This is a genomic window from Terriglobus sp. 2YAB30_2, from assembly GCF_052114765.1.
Taxonomy (GTDB): Bacteria; Acidobacteriota; Terriglobia; order Terriglobales; family Acidobacteriaceae; genus Terriglobus.
This window is the reverse complement of sequence record NZ_JBFRFJ010000001.1, coordinates 508847-532961: the sequence shown is the minus strand read 5'-3', so window position 1 is coordinate 532961 and position 24115 is coordinate 508847. Positions and strand designations below refer to the sequence as shown.

At 59.6% G+C, this 24115-nt stretch carries 16 protein-coding genes and 1 pseudogene; 5 read left to right on the top strand and 12 right to left on the bottom strand.

Annotation, left to right across the window (positions count from 1 at the left end):
* Positions 1–2: 2 nt before the first annotated feature.
* Together AB4Y89_RS02040 and AB4Y89_RS02035 are read left to right on the top strand one after the other, a co-directional pair.
* The gene (locus AB4Y89_RS02040; protein ID WP_442299246.1) at positions 3–803 is read left to right on the top strand and encodes a TIGR03435 family protein; all 801 of its coding nucleotides are present in this window, start codon (positions 3–5) and stop codon (positions 801–803) included.
* Positions 804–959: 156 nt separating this feature from the next.
* On the top strand, positions 960–3491 hold the full coding sequence (locus AB4Y89_RS02035) for a serine hydrolase (RefSeq protein WP_442299245.1): 2532 nt from the start codon (positions 960–962) through the stop codon (positions 3489–3491).
* On the opposite strand, the gene cobA is transcribed toward AB4Y89_RS02035, so the two are convergent.
* The 7 genes and pseudogenes from cobA to AB4Y89_RS02000 form a co-directional block, all read right to left on the bottom strand.
* Complete coding sequence (gene cobA / locus AB4Y89_RS02030) at positions 3435–4214, bottom strand: uroporphyrinogen-III C-methyltransferase (protein WP_442299244.1); 780 nt, start codon at positions 4212–4214, stop codon at positions 3435–3437. The two genes, AB4Y89_RS02035 and cobA, sit on opposite strands and share 57 nt — an antisense overlap.
* The gene (locus AB4Y89_RS02025) at positions 4211–4846 is read right to left on the bottom strand and encodes a precorrin-2 dehydrogenase/sirohydrochlorin ferrochelatase family protein (RefSeq protein WP_442299243.1); all 636 of its coding nucleotides are present in this window, start codon (positions 4844–4846) and stop codon (positions 4211–4213) included. Before AB4Y89_RS02025 ends, cobA begins: the two co-directional genes overlap by 4 nt.
* A gap of 6 nt (positions 4847–4852) precedes the next feature.
* Entirely contained in the window at positions 4853–6526 is a 1674-nt protein-coding gene (locus AB4Y89_RS02020; protein WP_442299242.1) for a nitrite/sulfite reductase, read from the bottom strand.
* Positions 6527–6756: 230 nt separating this feature from the next.
* Positions 6757–6933 carry a hypothetical protein gene (locus AB4Y89_RS02015; protein ID WP_442299241.1) on the bottom strand — a complete coding sequence of 59 codons (177 nt, stop codon included), beginning with the start codon at positions 6931–6933 and terminating at the stop codon, positions 6757–6759.
* Between the two features lie 55 nt (positions 6934–6988).
* A pseudogene (locus tag AB4Y89_RS02010) lies at positions 6989–7261 on the bottom strand (IS1 family transposase); the annotation flags it as partial.
* An 11-nt stretch (positions 7262–7272) separates the two neighbouring features.
* Complete coding sequence (gene phoU, locus AB4Y89_RS02005) at positions 7273–7947, bottom strand: phosphate signaling complex protein PhoU (RefSeq protein ID WP_442299240.1); 675 nt, start codon at positions 7945–7947, stop codon at positions 7273–7275.
* Positions 7948–7988: 41 nt separating this feature from the next.
* The gene (locus tag AB4Y89_RS02000) at positions 7989–9425 is read right to left on the bottom strand and encodes an MBL fold metallo-hydrolase RNA specificity domain-containing protein (RefSeq protein WP_442299239.1); all 1437 of its coding nucleotides are present in this window, start codon (positions 9423–9425) and stop codon (positions 7989–7991) included.
* 143 nt (positions 9426–9568) lie between these two features.
* Here AB4Y89_RS02000 and AB4Y89_RS01995 point away from each other — a divergent pair, with 143 nt between their 5' ends.
* Positions 9569–9901: a c-type cytochrome gene (locus AB4Y89_RS01995; RefSeq protein WP_442299238.1), complete on the top strand. Its 333-nt coding sequence runs from the start codon at positions 9569–9571 to the stop codon at positions 9899–9901.
* 93 nt (positions 9902–9994) lie between these two features.
* Here the strand turns inward: AB4Y89_RS01995 and AB4Y89_RS01990 are convergent, their stop codons facing one another.
* Complete coding sequence (locus AB4Y89_RS01990) at positions 9995–11257, bottom strand: MFS transporter (RefSeq protein WP_442299237.1); 1263 nt, start codon at positions 11255–11257, stop codon at positions 9995–9997.
* Positions 11258–11602: 345 nt separating this feature from the next.
* Between AB4Y89_RS01990 and AB4Y89_RS01985 the strand changes: the two genes are divergently transcribed.
* Both AB4Y89_RS01985 and AB4Y89_RS01980 read left to right on the top strand, forming a co-directional pair.
* Positions 11603–12634: a gluconeogenesis factor YvcK family protein gene (locus AB4Y89_RS01985; RefSeq protein ID WP_442299236.1), complete on the top strand. Its 1032-nt coding sequence runs from the start codon at positions 11603–11605 to the stop codon at positions 12632–12634.
* On the top strand, positions 12627–13916 hold the full coding sequence (locus AB4Y89_RS01980) for an MFS transporter (protein ID WP_442299235.1): 1290 nt from the start codon (positions 12627–12629) through the stop codon (positions 13914–13916). The genes AB4Y89_RS01985 and AB4Y89_RS01980 overlap by 8 nt, the downstream gene beginning before the upstream one ends.
* A 273-nt stretch (positions 13917–14189) precedes the next feature.
* On the opposite strand, the gene hrpB is transcribed toward AB4Y89_RS01980, so the two are convergent.
* The 4 genes from hrpB to AB4Y89_RS01960 all read right to left on the bottom strand — a co-directional run bounded on the left by hrpB (position 14190) and on the right by AB4Y89_RS01960 (position 24024).
* Entirely contained in the window at positions 14190–16511 is a 2322-nt protein-coding gene (gene hrpB / locus AB4Y89_RS01975; protein ID WP_442299234.1) for an ATP-dependent helicase HrpB, read from the bottom strand.
* A gap of 42 nt (positions 16512–16553) precedes the next feature.
* Positions 16554–18782 carry a GH92 family glycosyl hydrolase gene (locus AB4Y89_RS01970; RefSeq protein ID WP_442299233.1) on the bottom strand — a complete coding sequence of 743 codons (2229 nt, stop codon included), beginning with the start codon at positions 18780–18782 and terminating at the stop codon, positions 16554–16556.
* Between the two features lie 39 nt (positions 18783–18821).
* Positions 18822–20471 (bottom strand): alkaline phosphatase family protein, encoded by a 1650-nt coding sequence (locus tag AB4Y89_RS01965; RefSeq protein WP_442299232.1) that lies wholly within the window; start codon positions 20469–20471, stop codon positions 18822–18824.
* A gap of 88 nt (positions 20472–20559) precedes the next feature.
* A complete protein-coding gene (locus AB4Y89_RS01960) occupies positions 20560–24024 on the bottom strand; it encodes a carboxypeptidase regulatory-like domain-containing protein (protein WP_442299231.1) in 3465 nt (1154 codons plus the stop codon).
* Positions 24025–24115 lie beyond the last annotated feature (91 nt).

Below are 24115 nucleotides of genomic sequence, written 5' to 3'. Positions count from 1 at the left end.
CTATGATCCGGCCATTTCTGATCACAGCCCTGGCAGCCTCAACCGCGGTTCTTTCCGCGCAGCAGACATCGACGTCCCGGCCGAAGTTCGATGGGTTCGAAGTCGCGACCGTCAAACCCATCGAACATAATCCGCAAGGCGGCCGCTACTTCCGCATGGAGAGCAACAACCGCTTCGTCGTCCGCGACTACACTCTCAAACTGCTTATTGCTGCGGCCTATGATCTGAACCCGCGGACCATCTCCGGTGGACCAGACTGGCTTGATTCGGAACACTACAACATCGATGCCCTGACACCGGGAGACACCCGTCCGGTCCGCACCGAACAGATGGTCATGCTGCGGGGCCTGCTCACCGAGAGATTTCATCTTGCCTTCCACCGCGAGCAAAAAGATTTCTCGATCTATGAGCTCACCGTGGCTCCTCATGGACCAAAGCTGAAGCCCAGCACGATGAAGCCGGATGATCCACCAACGTTGATTGCCACGGTCTATCCCCCTTCGAAGATCGTGCTGCCGGCACGCAACGCAACCGTTAGCGAACTTGCCGCGATGATGCAGCGGGCGATGCTCGACCGCCCTGTGGTGGATAAGACCGGACTGAGCGGGCGTTATGACTTCGACCTGGAATGGGCTCCGGATGAGACACAGTTCGGAGGCGAGGTGCCTCGGGCATCGAACGATGCGCCCAGCCCGCCGCTCTTCATCGCATTGCAGGAACAACTCGGTCTGAAGATCACCGCAACTCACGGATCGGTCTCTACCCTCGTGGTCGACAAAGCCGACAAACCAACGGACAACTAAGAGCATTTTCCCTGTTGCTGGGTATCCCGGAAGGAATGTACAGCGGCGTTTTCATTGCGGAAAACGCCCATAGATACGGAAGCCCTACACTACACCTACAGGGAAATGCTCTAACGCAATCGCCAGTCACTGAAAGCTATCCCCAAAATGATCGCCATGCGCAAAGTCTTCGCCGCCGCTCTTCTGTTTGCTGTCAGTACCTTTTCGCACGCACAGGACTTCTCTTCCATCGATACGCTGATGGCCGACGCCCTGAAGGCTGGGCAACTGCCCGGTGGTGTCGTAGTGATTGGGCACGATGGGAAGGTTGTCTTTCACAAGGCTTACGGTGACCGCAAGGTCGCCGGCGAAATCGGCCTCGATGGCTCGACCGCCGCGGAGCCAATGACCGAAGAGACGATCTTTGACATGGCCTCGCTGACCAAGTGCATCGCGACTGCGACGGCAATGATGCAGCTCTATGAGCAGGGCAAGTTCCAGTTTGATGATCCGGTCTCCAAGTATCTGCCGGCCTTCGCCGCCAATGGCAAAGAAAAGATCACCATTCGTCAGGTCCTGACCCACTACTCCGGTCTCGCGCCTGATGTTTCTCTGAAAGACCCGTGGGGACTGGCCGCTCCAGACAAGGCGGAAGGCATCACGCGGGCGATGGAGTCCACGCCGATCAATCCCCCGGGGGCGAAGTTCGTTTATTCCGACATCAACTTCATCACTGCCGGAGCCCTGGTCGAGAAGCTTTCGGGTGAGCCGCTCGACGTCTATGCGCAAAAACATATCTTCGAACCGCTGAAGATGACGCACACCCGCTACCTCCCATTCGACAAGGTGTGCGGACATGCGAAGAAGGTTGGCGCGGCGCTGGTCTATGAGGACAGCAAGGCCATGTACAAGTGCGCCGAGGGAACGTGGCCCGGCACCTTGATTCCGGGCATCGCTCCTACGGCACATGACGATGAGCTCAACGCCCAGGTGAATCCGCACTTCGACCAGCTCATTCGAGGATCAGTGCACGACCCGACGACGCGACGCATGGGTTCCGTCGCTGGACATGCCGGTGTCTTTTCGACCGCGCAGGATGTCGCCATCTACGCGCAGGCTCTGCTCGATAAGCTCGCGGGACGGCCTTCAAGCTTCCCGCTCAAGACCGAGACGCTGAAGCTGATGGCACAGCCGGAACAGCCGACTGGCGCAAAATACCTGCGCGGTTATGGATGGGATATCGATTCGCCCTATTCCCGACCACGTGGTGACCTCTTCCCTGTCGGTAGCTTTGGTCATACCGGCTTCACCGGCACCAGCCTGTGGATGGACCCACGCAGCAATACCTACATCATCCTGCTGGCCAATGCGATTCACCCCAAGGGACGCCCTCCGATCACCCCCTTGCGCGGCAAGATCGCAACAGCAACAGCGCAGGCACTCAACCTCTATACACCTGGATCGAAGACAGCGACTGGAGCAGAGATCCTTCCAGGCATCGATTCCCTCGAGTCTCAAAGCTTCGCGCAGCTCAAGCCGCTACTCGCGCACCACAACAACCATCTGAACATCGGCCTGCTCACCAACAACACCGGCCTCGATCGCAACGGGAAGCGCACCATCGATATCCTTACCCACGCCAGCCTTCCTGGGCTGAAGCTCACGATGCTCTTCTCGCCGGAGCACGGCATTCTTGGCGCCGAGGACCGCGAAGGCATCGAGTCCGGCAAGGACAAAGCATCGGGCCTGCCCGTCATCTCGCTCTATGCGTCGGTAGCAGCGCGACATCCGAAGCACGAAGATCTCGCCAACCTCGATGCCGTCTTTGTTGATCTGCAGGATGCAGGCTTCCGCTACTACACGTACGAAGCACAGGTAGGCTACTTCCTCGACGCGGCCGCCCAGGAAGAACAGCAGTACCATCATCGTCTCGACATCGTGATTCTCGATCGTCCGGCGATGCCCGCCGGCACCACCGTCGGCGGACCGCTCTCCGATACCGGCCACGATGGCTATACCAACTACATGGCCGGTCTTCCATCTCAGAACGGCATGACACTGGGCGAAGTGACCCGTTACTTCAACCAGAACAAACTCGGGCCTAACGGCAAGCCGCTGGATGCGCCATTGACCGTCGTCCGCACCCAGAACTACACCCGTGGCCTATGGTTCGATCAGACCGGACTGCCATGGCAGAATCCGAGCCCGAATCTGCGCACCATGGCCTCCGTGACCATCTATGCGGCTCTGGGATTAGTGGAGACCTCAAACGCTTCTATCGGCCGCGGCACCGACTTTCCCTTTGAGCAGTTCGGAGCTCCTTGGATCAAGGCGGATGAGCTTGTGACCTACCTGAACAGCCGTAAGATCACGCAGGTGCGCTTCGAAGCCACCACACTGAAGGTCGCCGAAGACGAGCACAAGTATCCCTTCCACGGACAGGCGATTCCGGGCGTGCGCATTGTGGTGACGGATCGCACGAGACTCGACGGTCCAGCCCTGGGTCTTGAGATCCTGGCGGCACTGCATCATCTGTATCCGCAGCAATTCGATCTGGATCGGGCGAACCGGTTAGTCGTGAATCAGGCGACGATCGATGCCATCAAGGCAGACAAAGATCCGCACGATATCGTAGCGATGTGGGATGCGGGATTAAGTGAGTTCCGCGAGAAGCGGACGAAGGCCCTGATCTACGGCTATCTTCCCTAAGACCACATCTTCCAGGGCTCTGCCGACCAGTAGAAGCACAGGCGCGTGTCCAGGCTCGAGCGTATGCATGGTGCCGACACGCCCCATCACCACAGACTGTTCCGGCTGCCCTGCGCGAGAAACCGCAACGACAGGCGTTGTCGCATCCATACCGTTGGCCAGCAACTCGGCTCCGGTGGCAGCAAAGTCGCGTCCGGGCATGTAAACAGCCAGTGTTGCCTCGTCGGGCAGCATTCCCTGCCAGAGCGGCGGTGCCTGCTTGCCTTCAGCATGAGAGCCCGTTGCAAGGATGAGACGCGAGGCCGAACGGCGGTCCGTCAGCGGTGTCTGCAACGTGGCAGCAGCGGCGAAGACAGCCGAAACCCCGGGCACAACGACGGCGGGGATGCCCGCTTCGCGCAACGCATCCAACTCCTCAGCAGCGCGGCCAAAGACCATGGGATCACCGGACTTGAGACGAACAACGGAGAGCCCCTTGCGGGCCTCCTCGACCAGCATGGCATTGATTGCCTGCTGCGTGATGCGGGCTCGGCCGCAGCGCTTGCCTACGGACTCCACCACCGCTCCAGCGTGAATCAGCGCCAACACCGAGCCGGGCACGAGATCATCATGCAGCACCAGGTCCGCGGTCTCAAGAAGGCGCACGGCTCGCACCGTCAGAAGCTCAGGATCGCCGGGCCCCGCACCTACCAGATAGACAACGCCTTTGTGTGCCGTCGTCATTTCCGCGTCACCTCAGCGGCATGTTCGCGAGCCATCGCACGCGACGGGCAATCATCTTTGCTACAGGTTTCACGCTGTGCCAACTGGTGCAGAATCCACTTCCGCTCGTCGTTGGCAACCGGCTCCATCTCGATTACTTCGCGGCGCAGCTTACCAACCTCAGCGAGCCACTCTCCCGTATCCGGCGGAAGCTGCGCATCGATCTCTTTGCGCAAACGCTGTGCGAGAGCGGGTGACTCACCGGCAGTAGAGATAGCGATCTGCAGATCGCCACGCTCAACGATAGAACCATAGTAGAAGTCGCAGTACGGCGGATCATCGACAGCATTGACGAGGATATTCGCTGCCCGTGCCTCGTCAACGACGGCACGGTTCACCGCAGCGACGTTGGTTCCGGCAACCACGAGGAAGAAACCAGCTGTATCTCCGGCCTGCACCTCACGCTCGTGCCAGATCACGCGTCCGACCGCAGCCAGAGCACGAACCGAGTCGTTCGCCTCGGGCGCGATCACCGTTACATCAGCGCCGGCACGCAGCAATCCCTCCGCCTTTCCATCCGCAATCCGGCCGGCGCCTACGACGAGGCATCTACGGCCGTCGAGCTTCAGGAACATGGGAAAGAGACTGCTCATAGGCTGTTACTCCCCAATCGTCGCCGGCCCTGGTCCTGCGAGCTGGTTGCGAAGCTCCTCATCCGGGGTGCGGGCAAAGTAGGAGCGCAGGTTCTCGCCCTGCTCACGCTTGGCCAGGTAGCCGCGCAGCAGGCGCTCGATGGCCTCCGGCACCTCGGTCGCGGCTGCGCGATAGCCGATGGGACGCGCCGGACGCTGATACTTGCCGACCGCTCCGCCTACGGCGAAGTTGAAGGCATCAACCATCTTGCCGTCGACCTTGACCTTCTTGCCTTCCAGGCCGATATCGCCGATCCAGTGCTGGCCGCAGCCGTTCGGGCAACCGGTCACATTGATGCGAATCTGCTGATCGAACTGCGGCAGGCGCTCTTCGATCTCATCGACCAGCCACTTGGAAAATCCCTTGGTCTCGCTGATCGCCAGCTTGCAGAATTCTGTACCGGTGCAGGCCACGGTTCCGCGCCAGAAGACCGATCCCTCAACGTGCAGCTCCAGCTTGCCGAGCTCAGCCGCCAGTGCCTGCGCCTTCTCTGTCGGAACATTGGGGATGATCAGGTTCTGCATGATGGTGGTCCGCAGCTCCCCATTGCCAAACTCATCGGCCAGGTTGGCGATCTTCTCAAGCTGCTCGCCGCTTACGCGACCACGCAGAACGCTCATACCGACCGAGCTCAGGCCCTCCTGCTTCTGCTTGCGGATGCCGCAGTGATCGCGGAAGACATCTTCGGGCAGCACTTCCTCGACCGCAGGCTCGAAGGTGAAGCCCACGCGCTTCTGCAGCTCTTCCGTGAAGCTCTCGGCCGTCCAGCCATGTTCCATAAACATGTACTTGATGCGCGCCTTGGAGCGGTCTTTACGCAGCTCCTCCTGGTCCCTGAAGATCCGCAAAACACCACGCACGGCCTCGATGCACTGCTCCGGCTTGAGAAATACCGGCAGGCGAACCGCCATGTGCGGCTCCTTGGAGAGACCACCGCCGACACGCAGGCTATAGCCGAGCTCGTCGCCACGCTTGATCGCCGTAAGCGAGAGATCGTTGATCTCCGGATAGCAGCACCACACCGGGCACCCGCTCACCGCGATCTTGAACTTACGCGGCAGGTTGTAGAACTCCGGATTTCCGTTCATCTCGGCCGCGACTTCTTTGGCAAGGCCAGAGGCGTCGGTAATCTCTTCCCCATCGATACCGGCCAGCGGGCAGCCGGTCACGTTGCGGACCACGTCGCCGCAGGCGCTCTTAGGAGAGAGACCAACCTTCTCCAGCTCCTGCACGATGATCGGCAGCGACTCGATGGTGAGCCAGTGCAACTGGATAGCCTGCCGGGTGGTAACGTCGGCCAGGTTGCGGGCATATTTCTTCGTCAGGTCGGCAACAACCCGCGCCTGCTTGCTGGTCAGGAAGCCGGCGGGGACGGCGATACGCATCATGAAGTATTCGGTGGCTTTACCCTCGCCTCCGACGCCGCCTACGGCTCCGATTCCGTCGCCCTGGGTATAGATTCCCCACCACTTGAAGTAGAGCCCGGACCACTCCGAGGCAACCGAAGCAGAACCGGCCTTCGCAAACGCCTCCACGTCCGACCAAGACTCCCACGGGTTCTTGGCTAGTTTCAAGCGCTCAGACTTCTGGGCCTTGGTCTCTTTTACGGGAGCGGTCTGCACTGCATCGGGCGACATCATGGCGTTGCTAAGTTTCCTCGAATCGGTGGGTTAGAAGAATTTCTTGAAGCTTTCAATAACAAAGCCCGCGATTGGAACGCGGGCGCTGGCTGCGGAGAAATACTCAAAGGACGGAAGCGTCACACCCAGCAGCAGACGGGACAACAACACGCATTTTTCGCTGTCTGCATAATGTTAAGGCTATCGAGGTGGCGGGGCGGAGTCAAGTTAGAGCGTTTTCCGGTAGTACCTCAGTTTGAAATCCGCTCCGACTTTTTGCGGTAGACCACCACGGCCAAACCCACTATCAGCAGGGCAATCGGAAATATCAGGATTACCTTGTCGATGCTGAAGGCGGACAGTGTACTGCCATTACGGAGTGTCAGCATGACTTCGAGGGTCACTGCCAGGGAAAATAGCAGTCCCAAGCCAATTCCAATTATGAGGAACCCAATCTCCCGTCTCGTCATGCCGCCAATGCTACTACGCGGACCGCTTCTTGTAAGACCCGCGCTTCTTTGCTCCCGGCTCAGGCAGCATGGCCACCAACTCCTCAATCTCCCAAACATGACCAGCGATAACAGCTTCCATCGCCGGGGTGATACGCAGAGTCTTATGCTCCCGGCAAAAGTTGTAGTGCATCAACTGGAGAGCCACCGCAGCCTCATGGTTCTCCATCTTCTTTGAAAAGGCGTTCGTCAGGCGTGTGAAGCGGCGAATCTGCATCCGCGCGGTGAGATTCATCCTCGCCACAAAAGGAAAATGCTCTAGTCCGCGTCGGCCAGGGCAAACTTATGCCGTACGTCGGAACCTCGGACCCAGAAGATGACGTCCTCTGCGATATTGGTGGCGTGGTCCCCGCTCCGTTCGAGGTTCCGGGCAATAATGATGGCGTTCAGGGCGTAATCGGTGGTCTCAGGCTTCTCCTGCATGAGCTCCACCATCACATCCTGGACCTCGCGGTTCATGAGGTCCATCTCGTCGTCCATGGCAAGCACCTGGTCGGCGATGGCGGCATCGCCCTCCACCAGCGCCTGGATTGCCAACTGGGTCATCTTCCCGGCGTGTTCCCCCATGCGGACGATATCCACCGGCAGAGTGATGCGCGGTAGGCCGTCCAACGTACGCGCACGCTGAGCGATATTGACGCTCTGGTCGCCGATTCGCTCCAGATCTCCATTAATCTTGATTACCGAAAGGATGAAGCGGAGATCGATCGCCATCGGCTGCTCACGGCTGAGCAGTTCGTACGCCATCTCGTCCACCTCCCGCTCGGCGGCATTGATCGCAGCTTCAATCTCCAGAACGTGGGCGCAGAGCGACATGTCGCCGTTGACATAGGCCGTCACCGAGTACTCCAGCACCTGATGCGCCAGGGCTGCCATAGCAAGCAGCTTATCCTTCAACGCAGCGAGTTGTTGGTGGAAGTGAATGCGCGGCAAGCGAGCGACCTCTGCTTTCTATTGAACCGGACGACGCCTCCCTATTCAAGCACGTATTGATCGCCGCGTGCCGGAATCTCCACCGGCAGCCGGTAGCGTTTCTCGATCTCGGCCTTGAGTTCCTGCTGTGCCTCAGGCTCGCCATGGACCAGAAAGACCTTTTTCAGCGTCTTCGTGACCGGTTCCATCCAGTCCAGAAGCTCCTTTTGATCGGCGTGACCGCTCAGCTCGCCGATCGAATCGACCTCGGCGCGCAGACGCATCCATTCGCCGAAGATGCGGACCTCAGGTTCGCGACGCTCGATGCGGCGGCCCAGGGTGTTTTCCGCCTGATAGCCGGTCAACAGGATCAGGTTGCGGGGATCTTCGATGGAGTTGCGCAGATGATGCAGCACACGGCCGGCCTCGCACATTCCTGAGGCCGAGATCACGATGAACGGCATGTGCATCTGGTTCAGCGCCTTACTCTCCTGCACCGTCTGGGTATAGCTCATCTGCTTCCAGGCGAAAGGAGTAGTCAACTCAGCAAAGGTCGCTAAGTCTGCATCCCACTCCTCTGTGTGTTTTTCGAAGACCTGGGTTACGGTAGTCGCCAAAGGACTGTCGAGAAAGATCGGAAGCTCGGGAATCTTCTTCTCCTGCATCAACTCATGCAGCATCATGACCACCTGCTGGGAACGTCCTACGGCAAAGGCAGGCATCACGACATGCCCGCCTCGTTGAACCGTGCGCTTGATGAGAGCAGCCAGCTTGTTCTTTACCGGTCCGATGGGCTGGTGCAGGCGGTTGCCATAGGTGCTCTCCATGATCAGATAGTCGGCGGCCGGGGCGGACTCGGGGTCTTTGATAATCGGCAGACTGACGCGGCCGACGTCGCCCGAGAAGAGCACGCGCGTCGTCTTCCCGTTCTCAGTACCTTCCATCAGAACGCAGGTCGAACCCAGCATGTGTCCGGCGCCATAGGGCGTGACCGCAAATCCCTCTGTTGCCGTGGAGCCGTTGAGAGCCTGGCGCTCGTGCAACTGCATTGGCCGGAAGAGTTCGATCGTTGCGGCAGCGTCTTCCATCGAGTACAGAGGATCAACCGGTTGCTCGATGGCGCCATCGCGCCCGATCGACAACTTGCGCCGCGCGCGTTTCCGGATGAACTCAACTTCCATCTCCTGCACGTGGGCTGAGTCCTTCAACATGGGATCGCACAAGTCGATGGTGGGCGGTGTGGCGTAGATGGGACCGCGGTAGCCTTCGCGGACAAATCCCGGCAGATTGCCGGAGTGGTCAATGTGTGCATGGGAAAGGACTATAGCGCTGACGTCCTCTGGGGGAAGAGCGAAGTTCGTATTGATCTCGCGAGCCTCACGCCGGCGGCCCTGAAACAAGCCGCAATCAAGCAGGATGTTGCGTCCAGCGCACTCCAGGTGATGAGAAGATCCGGTAACCGTACGGGCCGCGCCCCAGAATTGCACACGAATAGCCATGCGGGCAGCTTACATGCTGGGCTGTCGCGGCGTCCCGCTGGCGAACCGTAGTTGAAACCGTGTATCGTTCCTTTCATCCATCGCGTGGCCGAACGGATGGAATCGAACAGCAAGCTAATTCTTTCTTCGACGGAGTTGCCATCGTGTCCCTTCTTCGCTGTACCCTTTCCCTCGTCGCTGTTGTCGCAACCTTCTCTACCGCCGCCCTGGCGCAGGACCCGCCGGCTGAAGGCAAAGATCTCTTCAAGAAGAACTGTGTCATGTGCCACGGCGAAGACGGCGCCGGCTCCGACATGGGCAAGATGCTGAAGGTCAAAGACCTGCGCTCCAAAGAGATTCAGGATATGACCGACGACAAGATCAAGGACGTTATCAAGAACGGCAACGGCAGCATGCCCGCCTTCAAGGGCACCTTCACCGATGAGCAACTCGATCAGCTCCTGAAGGTGATCCGGAGTTTCAAACCCAAGAATTGAAGAATTGAATAACGAAATAATTGAATAATGTTTGAGCGAAGTGGAAAGGGCGCGGCAGAAGCCGCGCCCTTTCATCATTCAATGATTCAATGCTCAGAGAGCTTGTGACATATCCAGGCCTTTGCGTTCCTTCGCCAGGGCCGTCATGATCGCCAGAATGACGGCGACAATAGCGACGGTTGCGCTGAGGACCACTGTCAGATCGCCGCCGAAGTGGAGTTCAGCGATCTTCTCCTGAAAGACGTCATTGCGTGACGAGAGCAGATTGCCGAGCTGGTACGCTACACCCGGAAAGGTTGCGCGTACGGCTGACGGAGCCATCTCGTTCAGATAGGCCGGGACCACTCCCCACGCCCCCTGGATGGCAAACTGCATCAGGAAACCGCCGAGTGCGATCAGGACAAAGTGATGTGTCCAGGCCCAGAGCGGAATCATCGGGATGGCAAGCAACGCTGCCAGGATAATGGCGCGCCGTCGCCCAATCCTTTCCGACAGGCTGCCGAAGGTGATGCCTCCGGCCAGGGCGCCGACGCTGGAGACATTTGAGATCATCCCCTTCCAGAAGTCGTTAGTCCCACGATCGGCCTGCAGGAAGGTCGGATACAGGTCCTGCGATCCGTGACTGAAGGAGGTAAAGGCGGTCATCAGCAGAATGAGGAAGACGAACGATGGAAGGTACGTTCTGATGTCGTGCATCGAGAGTCCCCTCTTAGGAGCTATGGCACGCTCGCCACGCCCTGCGATCCAGGCCGGACTCTCTTCCACCTTGCTGCGGATGTAGAAGACCAGCAGTGTGGGTGCAGCACCGATGATGAACATCGTCCGCCAGGGCGCCCAGGGGCCGCCAATGTGCAGATGCGGGAAGACAAGGGCGTAGACTAGGCCGGCGATCAGGTTGCCGGTGACGTAGCCCTCCTGCAACAGGCCGGAGAAGAACCCTCGCCGCTCCTTCGGCAGCGTTTCGAAAGCAAGCGCCGCGCCGACGCCCCACTCTCCGCCCATGGCGATGCCGAAGAGTGCGCGGGTAATCATCAGGAATGTAAGCGTGGGTGCAAAAGCGCTGGCGAGCTCGAAGATCGAAAAACTGATGACGTTGAGCATCAGGGTACGACGGCGGCCCCAGCGCTCAGCCAGAGCTCCGAAGATCAGCGCTCCCAGCGGCCGCATGGCCAGCGTCCAAAAGGTACCTTCAACGACCACAGCGCGCTTGACGTGAAAGTCCGCGGCGATCGCCGTAATACAGAAGTTAAAGATAAAGAAATCAAAGGCATCCAGCGACCAGCCGAGAAAACATGCGATGAATGCATTCCTCTGCGACGGCGTCAGACGCTGGTGGGCGCTATTCGGATTCTTCACGGTGGCCCGATGCTACCACAGTGGGTGATTACTCTTCCTGGGCTTCCTCACCACGAAACGCGAGGACGGCGGCCGGGATAAGGACCACGCCGAGGCAAGCAACTACAACGATCAAGTCGTGCATAGCAACACTCCATGTCATGCCCTTCGGCCATTCAGGTCTGAGCGCCTTTTGTGTCGGCCGGGCAATCGTACGACATCAAAAGTCATCATCTCAGAGAAGATCCGGTAACTCAAGTAACATTTTCGAAATGTTACCTCCGGTGAGGACCGATCTCTATGATGCCCCGGCCCTTCTAGGGGATGGCTCTGTGTCCTCAAAGCTTTTCCCGTACACTGGCGGGAATGCGGTCCGTTCCCCCAACTGCTCTACGTGCCGTCGCAATCGGAGGCGGTACCGGCCTCTCCACGCTGCTTCGCGGTCTAAAGCGATATGTTGCTGTTTCCGGAGCTACCTCTGGCTGTGCTGACGGTCCCTGCCTGCTTGCCGATCTGGCGGCCATCGTCACGGTAACCGACGATGGAGGCTCCTCCGGCCGTCTGCGTGAAGACTTCAACATGCTGCCCCCCGGAGACGTCCGCAACTGCCTGGTGGCGTTGTCCGAGGATGAGCATCTGCTCTCACGGCTCTTCCAGTACCGCTTCGGACAGGGCGAGTTGCAAGGTCACTCGCTGGGAAACCTCTTCCTGGCGGCACTGGACGATCTCTGCGGCGACTTCGCGCAGGCGGTGCAGCACTCCTCGCAGATTCTGGCCACGCGCGGACGCATCTACCCAGCGACCACGGACAATGTCTCCCTCGCCGCCCTGATGGACGACGGCAGCCACGTTCACGGAGAGACCAGCATCACGGCGAGCAAGCAGCGGATTCACGAGCTGTATCTCGAACCAGCCGAGGCGCATCCCGTGCCTGAAACGCTGGAGGCGATCCGACAGGCGGACCTCATCAGCGTGGGACCGGGCTCCCTTTACACGTCACTGGTCACCAATCTGCTGGTCCGTGGCATCCCCGAAGCGATCGCCACGGCAAAGGCGACCCGCATCTACGTCTGCAACCTGATGACCCAGGCGAACGAGTCCCTGGGCCTGACCGCATCTCAGCATATCCAGAAGATCATGGACCACGCCGGCGGCCACCGGCTCTTCGACTATGCCCTGATCAATACCGCGCCTATGAGCGCTGCATCGCTGGCACAGTACGCCCGTGAGGGCCAGGCGCCAATTGTCGCTGACCTCGATGCGGTACGCGAACTTGGAGTCGAACCGGTAACGGGCAGTTTCGTCTACGAGGGCGCCGTGCTGCGGCACGACTATGACCGCGTGGCCGAGACGATGCTGCAACTGGCTGTGAAAGGCAGGCCCTACGACCGTGCCTGAGATTGCGCCGAAGCGCTCGAAAGAATGGCAGATCCTTCTGCTGCTGGTGCTGGCGATGAGTATCTGCTTCATCGACCGCGGCAGCCTGTCGATTGCGCTCACCAGCCTGAAACGCGACCTTTCCCTGGACGAGAAGCAGCTCGGCCTGCTCAGCTCAGCCTTCTTTCTCTCCTACACGCTCATGCAGCTAGCCGTCGGCAAACTGCTGGAACGGTTTGACGCAGCTAAAGTCTTCGGTCTGGCCTTTGTCGTCTGGTCACTGGCTACCGCAGCGACTGGCTTCAGCCGCGACCTGCATCTCTTTGGCATCACCCTCAGTAGCTTTGCCGTGCTCTTCACGCTGCGCCTGATCCTGGGCTGCGGCGAGTCGGTAAGTTTTCCGGCAACCTCGGCACTGATCACGAAGCTCTTTCCGGAAGAGTTGCGCGGTACCGCCAATAGCCTGATCGATGTCGGCACCAAGATCGGCCCGGCGCTTGGCATCATGGCCGGTACAGCCATTGTTGCCGCATCCGGATGGCGGATGATGTTCCTGGTCCTCGGCCTGGGGAGCATGCTCTGGATCCCGCTGTGGTTTGTGGCCACACGTTCGATCCGCGTGTCACACGGAAGTGAGCGGGCATGGTCTCCTACTTACCTGCAGGTCGCGGCGCAGCGGCAGTTCTGGGGCGCGGCCATCGGCCACATCGGAAGCAACTATGCGTGGAGCATGTTCGTCAGCTGGCTTCCGTACTACTTCGAGCAGCGCTATCACTACAGTGCGAAGCAACTGGTGGTTGTCAGTTCTCTGCCCTTCTGGTGTCTTTCGGTGGCATGCGGCGTTGCCGGGGTGGTCTCAGACCGGCTAGTGCGGCAAGGTCGCAATGCAGTGATGGTCCGCAAAGGTACGGTGTGCATCGGCTGCATCGTGGCAGCGATCGCTCTGATTGTTGTCGTAGCGTCGAATCGGCAGGCCGTCAGCATGGGAGCGATGATGATCGCCAGCTTCGGGCTCGGTCTCTTCACCTCGAACAACTGGGCGCTCACCCAATCATTGTCCGGTCCACGAGCCGCCGCAAAGTGGACGAGCCTGCAGAACCTCTTTGCGAATCTTTCGGCGACACTTTCCGCGTGGCTGACAGGAGCGACGCTGGCAGCGACCCACAGCTTTGGCGCAGCCTTCTCCATTGCGAGTGCGTTTCTGTTGACCGGGACAGTCTTTTATTGGTTCGTGATCAACGCTCGTGGACAGGTGACATGGACGCACGAGCCGGAAGCAATAGCTTCATCCGCTACGCAATAATCTAGAAATCACCTCGGCTCTGGGTGCCCCATGTCCCTCGGGGACATGGGTGTTCGAGCGAAGCTCGAATATGCACTTTTGTCATTTCGCAGCGATCGGGGTCCCCGGCCAGCTTCGCCGGCTGGGGTAAAGGGGAGCGGGAGAAATCTGCTTCTCTACCCATACCGTGCTGGTGGCGCTCTGCTGTCATAAGACGGTTCGCGCTTCGCGCGAATGCCCACGTCCCAAAAGCGGGACATGGGGCACCCGGTCGAGACATCCGAAACATTCTGCTTATACCGGTTTCTCCGGCCACTGATGTCGCGGATAGCGGCGCATCAGCTCTCGCCGCACCTCCGGATAAAGCCGCCGCCAGAAGCCTGCGAGGTCGGTGGTTGTTTGTACGGCGCGATGGTTCGGCGCCAGCAGATGCACCACCACTGGTGTGCGGTCTCTGCCGATGCGCGGCGTCTCCTGCATCCCGAAGAAATCCTGCAGCCGTGACTCGATCCACGGGGGTTTTCCAAGGTCGTAGTGCACCTTTGCCCAGCGCCCACCCGCGAGCTTCAGCTTCGCGGGAGCAACCTCATCCAGGCGGCCGGCACGCTGCTCCAGCAACGGCAGCAGATCTGTCGACGCGACCCTGCGTAGCTCCGCAAAGCGCTTGAGCCCATAACAGAGTTCGCGCAGCGCTCCTTCGATATCGATGCTCTCAACCCCGGCGAAGGCAATCCGCGCCTGCAGCTCAGCCAACGCTTCAGGATCGACAAAGCGTTCCACCCCAAGTAATACCGCCTCATGCGCGAGAACAGCAGCCGCCTCTTCTTCGTTTGCAGGGCCGCGTGATTCTTCCAGCACCAGCCCGTCGTACTCCAGTGAGCTGATCGCCTCTGCGCGTTCGCCCTGGCGATTCCAGACGACCTCGCGTTTCTCAAGGACGCGCTCCGGAAAGAGATCGATCAGCCACTCCGGTTCCATGCGCGCCGTCAGGCGAATCAGAGGAGCCCCACGCTCCTTGCGCTCCTCCGCATCGAGCGCCAGAAGAAACTCATACGGACGCGGCTGCCCAAAGACCTCAGCACCCATGCCGCCGGTAAGCATGACGGTATTACCGGAACGTCGCCGAGCCACACGATCAGGAAAGCCTGCCAGGACGCTGATCAGCACCGCATCATCATCGTGCTTCATCTGTTTCGCAGGACGGGCAGCTCGCTTCAACTGGTCGACCTGGCGGCGGACACGGTCGTCCATCGGCTGATCCATTGCTTCAAGGATGTCGCCTTTTTCGATCCGTACACCTGAGGCAAGCAATCCAGCAAGCGCGCATCCGCTCTCGCCAACGCCGCGGCGCATCGACTCCTGCACGACACGTGCGAGGCGCGGTTCCACCGGAAGCCTTGCGAGCTGCTTCGCGGACTCTCCTGTTGCGCCCAGGCGATCGAGCAACTCATTCGCAGCAGCAACAGCCTCTGAAGGCGGTGCATCGAGCCACGGGATCTGATCAATGCCAATTCCCATCGAACGAAGGCCCAGGACAACACCACTGAGGTCTTCACGCACGATCTCGGGACGATCAACCTCAGGGCGGCGGCGGAAGTCCTCTTCGGCATACAGCCGAATCACGCGGCCGGGCGCGGTGCGTCCTGCGCGCCCGGCGCGCTGCTTTGCGCTGGCCTGGCTGACGCGCTGTACTTCAAGAATAGGAAGCCCCGTCCAGTGTGAGTGACCGGCGATACGAGCCAGGCCGCTGTCGACGACGGCAGTCACACCTTCCACCGTCACCGAGCTCTCGGCAACATTCGTGGAGACGATGATCTTCTGCTTCGACGCCTTCTGCACAGCCATGTCCTGCTCGGCGGGAGAGAGCTCGCCATAGAGCGGAGCCAGCAGCATGCCTCTTCGGCGCGCGATGGGCTCAATCTCGCGAATAGCACGACGGATCTCGGCAACACCCGGCAAAAAGACCAGCGTATCTCCGGTCTCTCCCTCGGAGAGAAGTGTCTCCACCGCGCGAGCGACCTGCTGCTCCAACGGAGCGGTGGAGTAGCCCGCGTAATCAAGCTGCAGTGGAAAGGCACGGCCTTCGCTGCGCACGATCGGGCAGTTATCCAGATACTGAGCAATCGGCGCGGCATCCAGCGTGGCCGACATGACGATGATCTTCAGGTCTGGACGTGTCGTCACCTGCAACCGCCGCAACAGCCCCAAGGCCAGATCGCCATCAAGATGCCGCTCATGGAACTCATCCAGTACAACGGCGCTGACACCCTTGAGCATCGTGTCCGAGAGCAGGCGGCGTGTCAGCACACCTTCGGTGACAAAACGCAGCCGCGTCCGCGGGCCGGAGACCTCTTCGAAGCGCACCTGGTAGCCGACCGTCTCTCCGACCTGCTCGCCCATCTCCTGGGCGACACGACGTGCGGCCATACGAGCCGCAATACGCCGCGGCTCGAGAACGATGACTTCGCCTGGAAGAATCTTAAGCAGCGCCGGAGGCACGCGGGTCGTCTTACCCGCGCCCGGAGCCGCTTCAATCACAAGAGAAGGCGTTGCGAGGAGATGCTGGACAACTTCCGGCAGGATGAGATCGACCGGAAGCTGTTTTGAAACGTTCACATCTCCATCGCAACACGCGGTGAGTCGAGCGTCAAATGGCAGTTATGCCATCTCGAAAACGATCTTCCCGCCCTTAGCTAGAGCGGCGTGTTCGAAGGTCAGTCCCTCGTGCTTTTCGCCGTTGAAGGTAATGCTCTTCACGATCGCCGCGTCGGCTGAGCTGCGCTTGGTCTCGATGGTCAGTGTCTTGCCGTTGCCTACCTCGAGCGTCGCGCGGTCGAAGAGCGGCGTGCCGACATCCCAGGTCGCGCTTACAGGATCGACCGGATAGATACCCAGAGCACTCAGCACATACCAGGCAGACATCTGGCCGCAGTCTTCGTTGCCCTGCATGCCGTTTGGCTTGTTGTCGTACATCGTCTCCATCAGGCTGCGGAGACGTTTCTGTGCCTTCTCCGGAACGCCCGCGTAGTTGTAGAGATACACGATGTGATGGCTGGGCTCATTGCCGTGAGCGTACTGACCAACAAGTCCGGCGACATCGGGCGGCATGTCCGGCGGCTGCGTGGAGTCTGCCGAGAACAGGTCATCGAGCTTCTTCTCAAGAGCCTGCTTGCCACCCATCAGCTCTGCCAGGCCATTGGGATCGTGCTGCACGCTGAAGGTGGTAACCCAGGCGTTGGACTCGGTGTAGTCGCGCCACTTGCGCGAGACGCTGATCGCGTTCGGAGCAAACGGACCGGCCCAGCGGCCATCGGTATACTTCGGACGGATGAAGCCGGTCTCCTTGTCGTAGAGATTGCGGTAGTTCTTTGAACGCTTGTGCAACTGCTCCGACTCCTGCTGCTCACCTGCAGCCTTCGCAATGGCCGCAACGGCGGAGTCGTCGTAGGCGTAGTCCATCGTCTTGGAGGCGTTCTCTTCCTCGACATCGCAGGGGATGTAACCGTACTTGCGATACGCTCCAAGGCCGCGATAGTCATCGACCATCGCGCGCTTGCGGAAGACCTTGTAGGCAGCCTTGGCGTCGATGCCCTGGAAGCCCTTTACCAGCGCCTCAGCCACAACCGGAGCCGAGTGATAGCCGACCATGCAGAAGGTCTCCTTCTGCTGCAGCGGCCAGATGGGCACGCCGCCCGGGCTCTGCTCCGCTTCGCGGATCAGGCAATTGACCAGGTCGGGCACCTTCTCCGGAGCGATCAGCGTGTAGAGCGGATGCAGCGCGCGGTAGGTATCCCACAGCGAGAAGGTGGAGTAGTTGTGCAGCCCCGCGGGCAGATCGTGCACCTTGCCGTCCATGCCCGCGTACTTGCCGGTCACGTCGTCAAAGAGCGTTGGCGCCAGCATGGTGTGATACAGGCCGGTGTAGAAGATCTCCTTGTGCCGGGTGTTCTCCGTCTCCACCTGAATGGCGCCGAGCGCCTGCTGCCACGCCTGGTGCGCCTTGTGCTGCACCGCATCGAAGTCCCAGTGCGGAACCTCGGCCTTCAGGTTCGCCAGCGCGCCCTCGGTGCTGATGCCGGAGATGCCCGTCTTGACTAGGATCTTCTCCCCTGCCGTGGTATGGAAGTGCGCCACAACCTTCAGGCGCGGCTCGTTGGAGGTCTCTCCTTGCACCAGCTTGTCATCGGCAAAGATCTGGATCGAGTCCGCGGGACGGGAGAACTCCATGGCGAAGTAGATCTCGCGTCCGGGAGACCAGAGCTGCGTGCTGCGTCCGCCAGTCAACATGCGGCGGCCTTCCACCTTCACCTTCGCCCAATTGACCTTCTGCGGATTGCCTTCGATCAGATGCGTCATGTCGAGCATGATCGTCGCGGACTTTGACTCCGGGAAGGTATAGCGGTGGACGCCGCAACGCTCGGTCGCTGAGAGCTCAGTGAAGATACCGGAATCCTTCAGCTTGACGCTGTAATACCCCGGACGAGAAACCTCTTCGTCATGCGAGAAGCTCTGCTGATACTCCGACGGCGCCAGCTTTACCGCTCCGACCCGCGGCACGACCAGGAAGTCGAGCAGGTCGGCAGCGCCCGTACCGCTGAGATGGGTGTGGCTGAAGCCGAGGATGGTCTTGTCGTCCCAGTGATATCCGGAGCAGTGATCCCAACCCTTTACACCGGTATCGGGGCTGAGCTGCACAGCTCCCCATGGCATAGTTGCGCCGGGATAGGTATGTCCGTGACCGCCGGTACCGATGGCGATCTTCACATATTTGGTCACATCGCTGGAGGCGGGTGACTTCGCAAAAGCTGCAAGGGGGAGAGCGTCGGCTACCGCCAGACCAGCGGAGACCGCGGACAGAGAACCAAGAAAGCTACGCCGTGTGATCACGGCTAGAACTTTATCAAGAGTGTCCCTGTCCGCGCATCCTCACTTTGTCCTAGGGGCAGCGGCGGTGGGCTCCGCCTCAGGCTTCAGAACCTGCGTCAACACATGCCCCACCGAGGCGGATGGCTGATTAATGCGCAGCAGCGAAGCAAAGGTCGCAGCGATGTCCACCGGCGCGACGCGGTCGTGATACGTGCCCGGAATGAACGCCGAACCGTAGAAATCCAGCGGCACGTGACGGTCATACGAGTACGGCGCATAGTGCGTTGTGCCCGTCGCCGCACCCGGAAGCTGGTACTCGCCGAAGAGCGCAAAGACCTGCCATCCGCCATTCGGCGAGTAGCTGTGCTGCAGCAGACGGCCGAGATCGTTGTTCGGCAGATCTCCCGAGGCCATCTGTGCCTTCGTGAACACGCGGCGCACCATCGGCTTCGATGCCGGCTTTGAGCCCGGCAGGCCAGGCTGTGTCTTCGCCATCACCTCAGGCAGCATAGCCGCAACCATGTTTTCGGCATCGGCCTCAGACATATGCAGCTTCTCCCACACACGCTGATCCAGCGGGAAGTAGGCGTATTCCCCGCCCTGCAGCAGGAACTTCTGCGGATTGCCCGGGGAGAGCTTCTTCGTCAGCTCTTCGTTCATGGCATCGATCAGACCGGCGTAGGAAAACGTATTTGCCGGCATGCCGAGCTTCTGCGTCTCACCAACCGCCGGAGCGACACCATGATCGCCCGACATGGCCACCCAGACATTCGCCATGCCACCGTCGACATGCGTATTCAACCAGGTGAAGAACTTGTCCAGCTCTATATCAGCTCCATCCAGGAGGGCACGTTGCTTGGGATCGTTCGGCCCGACAGCATGTCCGAGGATATCGGTTGACGACAGGCTGATCGTCACCATATCGGTGACCGGATGCTTGCCGAGCTGCTCGGCATCGATGAGAGTCTCTGCGAACTCGAGCTCGTAGCGGATACCCGCCGGGGTCGCGCCAACCTCGTTATAGAAGTTCTGTCCCTTGCCGCCGACCTCTTTGGCCGCCGCCTCAGCCTTGCCGCTGGCATTGAACTTCGCGACATAGGCCGGCAGATCGTTCATCCAGTAGGTCGAGGTTATAAAGTGGCCGGACTTTTGATCAATCCAGAAGGCGCCCTGCGTAGCATGCCCCGAGGTCAGAATCGCAGCGCGGTCTTTCAGCGAGATGCCGAAGACCTTCGCCTCACCATGTGTCGCCAGCACAATCTCATCGCCGAGAGTGGAAGCCATCAGGTTCCGCGGTGACTGACCGGGAGTAATGGTCGCTCCGGCAGGCGCTCCGACGACCTTGTAGTCGTCGTCATCCACCGAAGAGTAGACATGCTCCGTCGAACGCGAGAAATCCCACCACTGGTTGGCCTGGATACCATGACCATCCGTATAGGCTCCGGTACCGATGGTCGAGTGGCCGGGAGCCGTGTGGGTATTGGCGTAGTCGTAGTAGCAATCGGTAAAGTGCGCGCCCTTCTTCAGGAAGAGATTGAAGCCGTTCGCGGTTTTGAAGTCGTCGCGATACCGGTCAAGATAATCGCCGCGCATCTGGTCCAGAACCAGAATGACAACCAGCTTCGGTTTTGCGTGATACTCATCGGCCACCGCCGAGACACATGCCGCCGCCATCGCAGCGGCCGCTACAGCCTTCCCCAACAAACGCATCCTAGGATTTTCCTCTCGTAGAAAGCATACATAGAAAACAAAAGCGGCAGACGTTTGTCACGTCTGCCGCCGGTTAAGTGCCTCTCGTCTAGTAGAGAATCTTCAAGCCGAATTGGACAATACGGGGCTCGAAGGTGCTTGATACCACGCCGCCGCTGGAAGGGGCGCCGCCCAGGGTGCCACCCAGACCACCGGAAGGCAGGTAGAGGTTAGTGTGATTGAAGATGTTGTAGAACTCCGTGCGGAACTCAGCCTTCAGGCTTTCGATCGGCGTGGAGAACTTCTTGTTCACCGCGAGTGTCGTCTCGTAGAAGGCAGGCGTACGGCCCGGGTTACGCGACGCATTGCCAAACGGGCTGAGCAGGTTGTTTGCGGAGTCGCGGGTCGCCGGCAGCGCAAAGGCGGCCAGGTTTACGTACTGCACATAACCGGTGCCCGCCGCACGAACAGAACGTCCCTGCGTGACTGGAGTTCCGGCGACACGGTTCGGACGATAGAGATTCGCACCGCGGTAGCTGGCGCCAATCTGCGGCGAAACGGCTGTCGCCGAGTTCGGTGTATAGGTCAGGTTGAATGGTGTACCCGCCTGCAGGGTATTGATAGCGCTCAACTGCCATCCACCCAGAACCGAATCGACGAAACCGTTGGTCTTGTTCATCCAACGGCGGCCGCGACCCCACGGAAGCTCGTAGACCAGGCTGGTGACGTTCGATACCGGAAGGTTGTAGTCGGATTGAGAGTAATCCGCGCGGATGTTGTTGGCATCCTGCGGCGAAGGCGTGTTGCCTTCGAGCGAGGCGCTGGCGTTATCGAGGGAGTGCTGCCAGGTGAAGGAGTTCAGCAGCGTCAGGCCGCCGGTCGCACGCTGCTCATACCGCACCTGCAGCGCGTTGTAGTTCGACATGAACTCGTTCAGCGCTGTGGTGATATCGCTGGGCCAGTTTCCATAGGGACGGGCAAAGTTTTGTGACGGATTCTTCTGATTGCCGTTCAGGAAGCCCTGCAGCTTCAGGCCGTGGTTGCCCACGTAGGCGACGTCCAGCAGGATGTTCTTGGCCAACTGCTGCTGCACGCTGAGGAAGTAGCTCTCCACGTAGGCGTCACGCGTGTTGCGCGGAACCCAGGTAATGTTGTCCGTTGCCTTGTTGAACTGTGTCACCAGCGTTGAGGGGAAACCCTGCTCCGCACGCACGTAGCAGGAGGTATCGGGAGCACCCGCCGGGCACTGATTCGTCGTGCTCGGTGTTGACTGTGCCACAGCGACAAATAACGCCTGGGGCGCATTGATGCCCGTGATGTTACCCGAGCCCGCACGCCAGTAGTGAACGTAGCTCATGCCAAAGCCGCCGCGGATCGCCGTCTTCGAAGTAGCCGCATATGAGAAGCCGACGCGGGGTCCAAAGTCATTCAGATCCGGATCCATCAGAGTCTTACCGTAGACACCGCCGGAGCCAGGCAGCTTCGTGATGCCGTTTCCGGTCACTGCTCCCGGGGAAAGGGTCAACACGGTCTGCGAGGTGGGATCAAAGTTGGAGATGTAGTTGTTCTGCTCTGAGTAAGGCGAGCCGTACTCCCAGCGCAGACCAAGATTCAGCGTGAGGCGATTGTTCACCTTCCAGTCATCCTGGGCATACCAGTTGTGCATGCTCTGGCGCAGGTGAACAACGAAGTAGTTGGCGAGCTGATAGGCGCTGGTGGTGCCGAAGAGGAAATCAGCCCAGTAGGTATCGGAGACGGCAGCCGTAGACGCCGCTCCACCGCTGCTGTTCAAACCGCAGAGGCTGGCATTGATCGACGGGGTGCAGAGGCTGTAGCCGCCGCCATAGCTCCATCCGCCATAGAGCGGATTGTTATCGTTGACGGCCATCCACACCTTTTCAAACTCGTAACCGAACTTCAGAGTGTGGTCATGCTTGACCCAGGTGAAGTTGACCTTCGGATCGAGCAGAGAGGGATTCTGCCACTGTGGATTCGTGCTCTGACGGCCAAAGGAGCTGAAGCCCGTGATACCGATGGACGGCAGACCGCCGGCGACCACCGGATTCGAGGGCAGGCCAGGAATCGAGAAGGAGTTGTTACCGATCGAAAGCGTATATTTACCAGCCTTGGTCTTCGAAAGACCGACACGCGCATCGATGATCTTGTTCGAACCGAAGAAGTGATTGAAACCAGCCGCTACCTGCTCATTCAGCACGCGGATTTTTCCGTTGGTCTGGCCATCAAGAGGAAGCGGAATGCTCGGATAGTTGACGGCATTTTCTTTGCGGTCGCTGACACGGAGAAAGTAGGAGGTCGCCGGGCTCTGCTGGTAATCGAGGCGCAGATCGCCCTTATCGCTCTTATCGGTAAACGGGACCTGAGCCGCGTAGTCGTTCGATGCCAGACCGGTCGTCGCCGCACCGGACTGCGGCAGACCGGGAATCTGCCTGAAGGCATTCACCACAGTAAGAGAGAGCGGGCTCCATGCGGCGGTAGGAATTGTGGAACCGGCCCGATAGATGGTGCCTGTACGCGGATCACGCACCGGCTGCGTCAGTACGCCGTTCAACTGATTCAGCGTGGGCAGCGTCAGCACCGTTAGCGGCTTCAGCGTCTGACGGAAACCCTCGTAATCGAGGAAGAAGAAGAGCTTGTCCTTCAGAATCGGACCCCCGAAGGTGAAGCCATACTGGTTACGATTGAACGTCGGCTTTTTGAATGCCACGGAGCCTTGAGTCGGCTTGAAGAAGCCGGCGGCATTCAACACCGTATTACGAAGGAACTCATAGACCACACCGTGGAACGCATTGCTTCCGCTGGCGGTAGCCACGTTGATCGTAGCGCCGGAGGAGCGGCCATATTCAGCACTCTGGTTGTTGGTAACAACACTGAACTGCGCAACCGAGTCCGGCGGCACGGCAACGATCTGGTTATCGAAGCCCTGGTTGGACTCGCCATAGGCGTTGTTATCCAGACCGTCGAGCAGGAAGTTGTTGAACATGCTGCGCTGGCCATTGACGTTATAGGCGCCGGCACGGACAAGACTGCTGATCGAGCTGGTTGTTGCCGCGCTGGGCGCCTGGCGAACGCCGGTGACCAGGCCCATCAAGTCGGCATAGTTACGGGTAACGAGAGGAAGCGCCGCCGACTGATATTGGGTTACGGTCTGGTCACGCTGGCTGGACTCGGTCTCAACCTGCAGCGCAATGCCGCTGACTTCCACGGAGGTTTCCGTCGTTCCGACCTTCATGGTCAGGTCGATACGCTGACGGCCACCGACTGAGATGGTGATATTGTCCGCGATGGTATCTGCAAATCCCGTCGAAGAAGCAGTGATCTTGTAGACGCCTACGCGTAACTGCGGAACGCTGTAATCTCCATCTTCATTTGTTTTGACCTGTGTCGCGATGGAGGTCGCAGTGTTGATGATGGTAAGGTTCGCGCCTGCAATCGGAGCCCCGGTCGCATCATGAATCGTACCGACCAGGCTGCCGTTGTCATACTGGGCATGTAAGAGCCCAGGTAACGCAAAACACACTACTGCCAGGAGAAGGAGTCTCGCAAAATCTCGCATGTTTGCACCGTAGGGAACGCATATTGCAAGCCGGTGACGAGACGGTGAATATAAGGTTTCAACCCCTGTGTTTTCGGAGGAAAATCCGTCC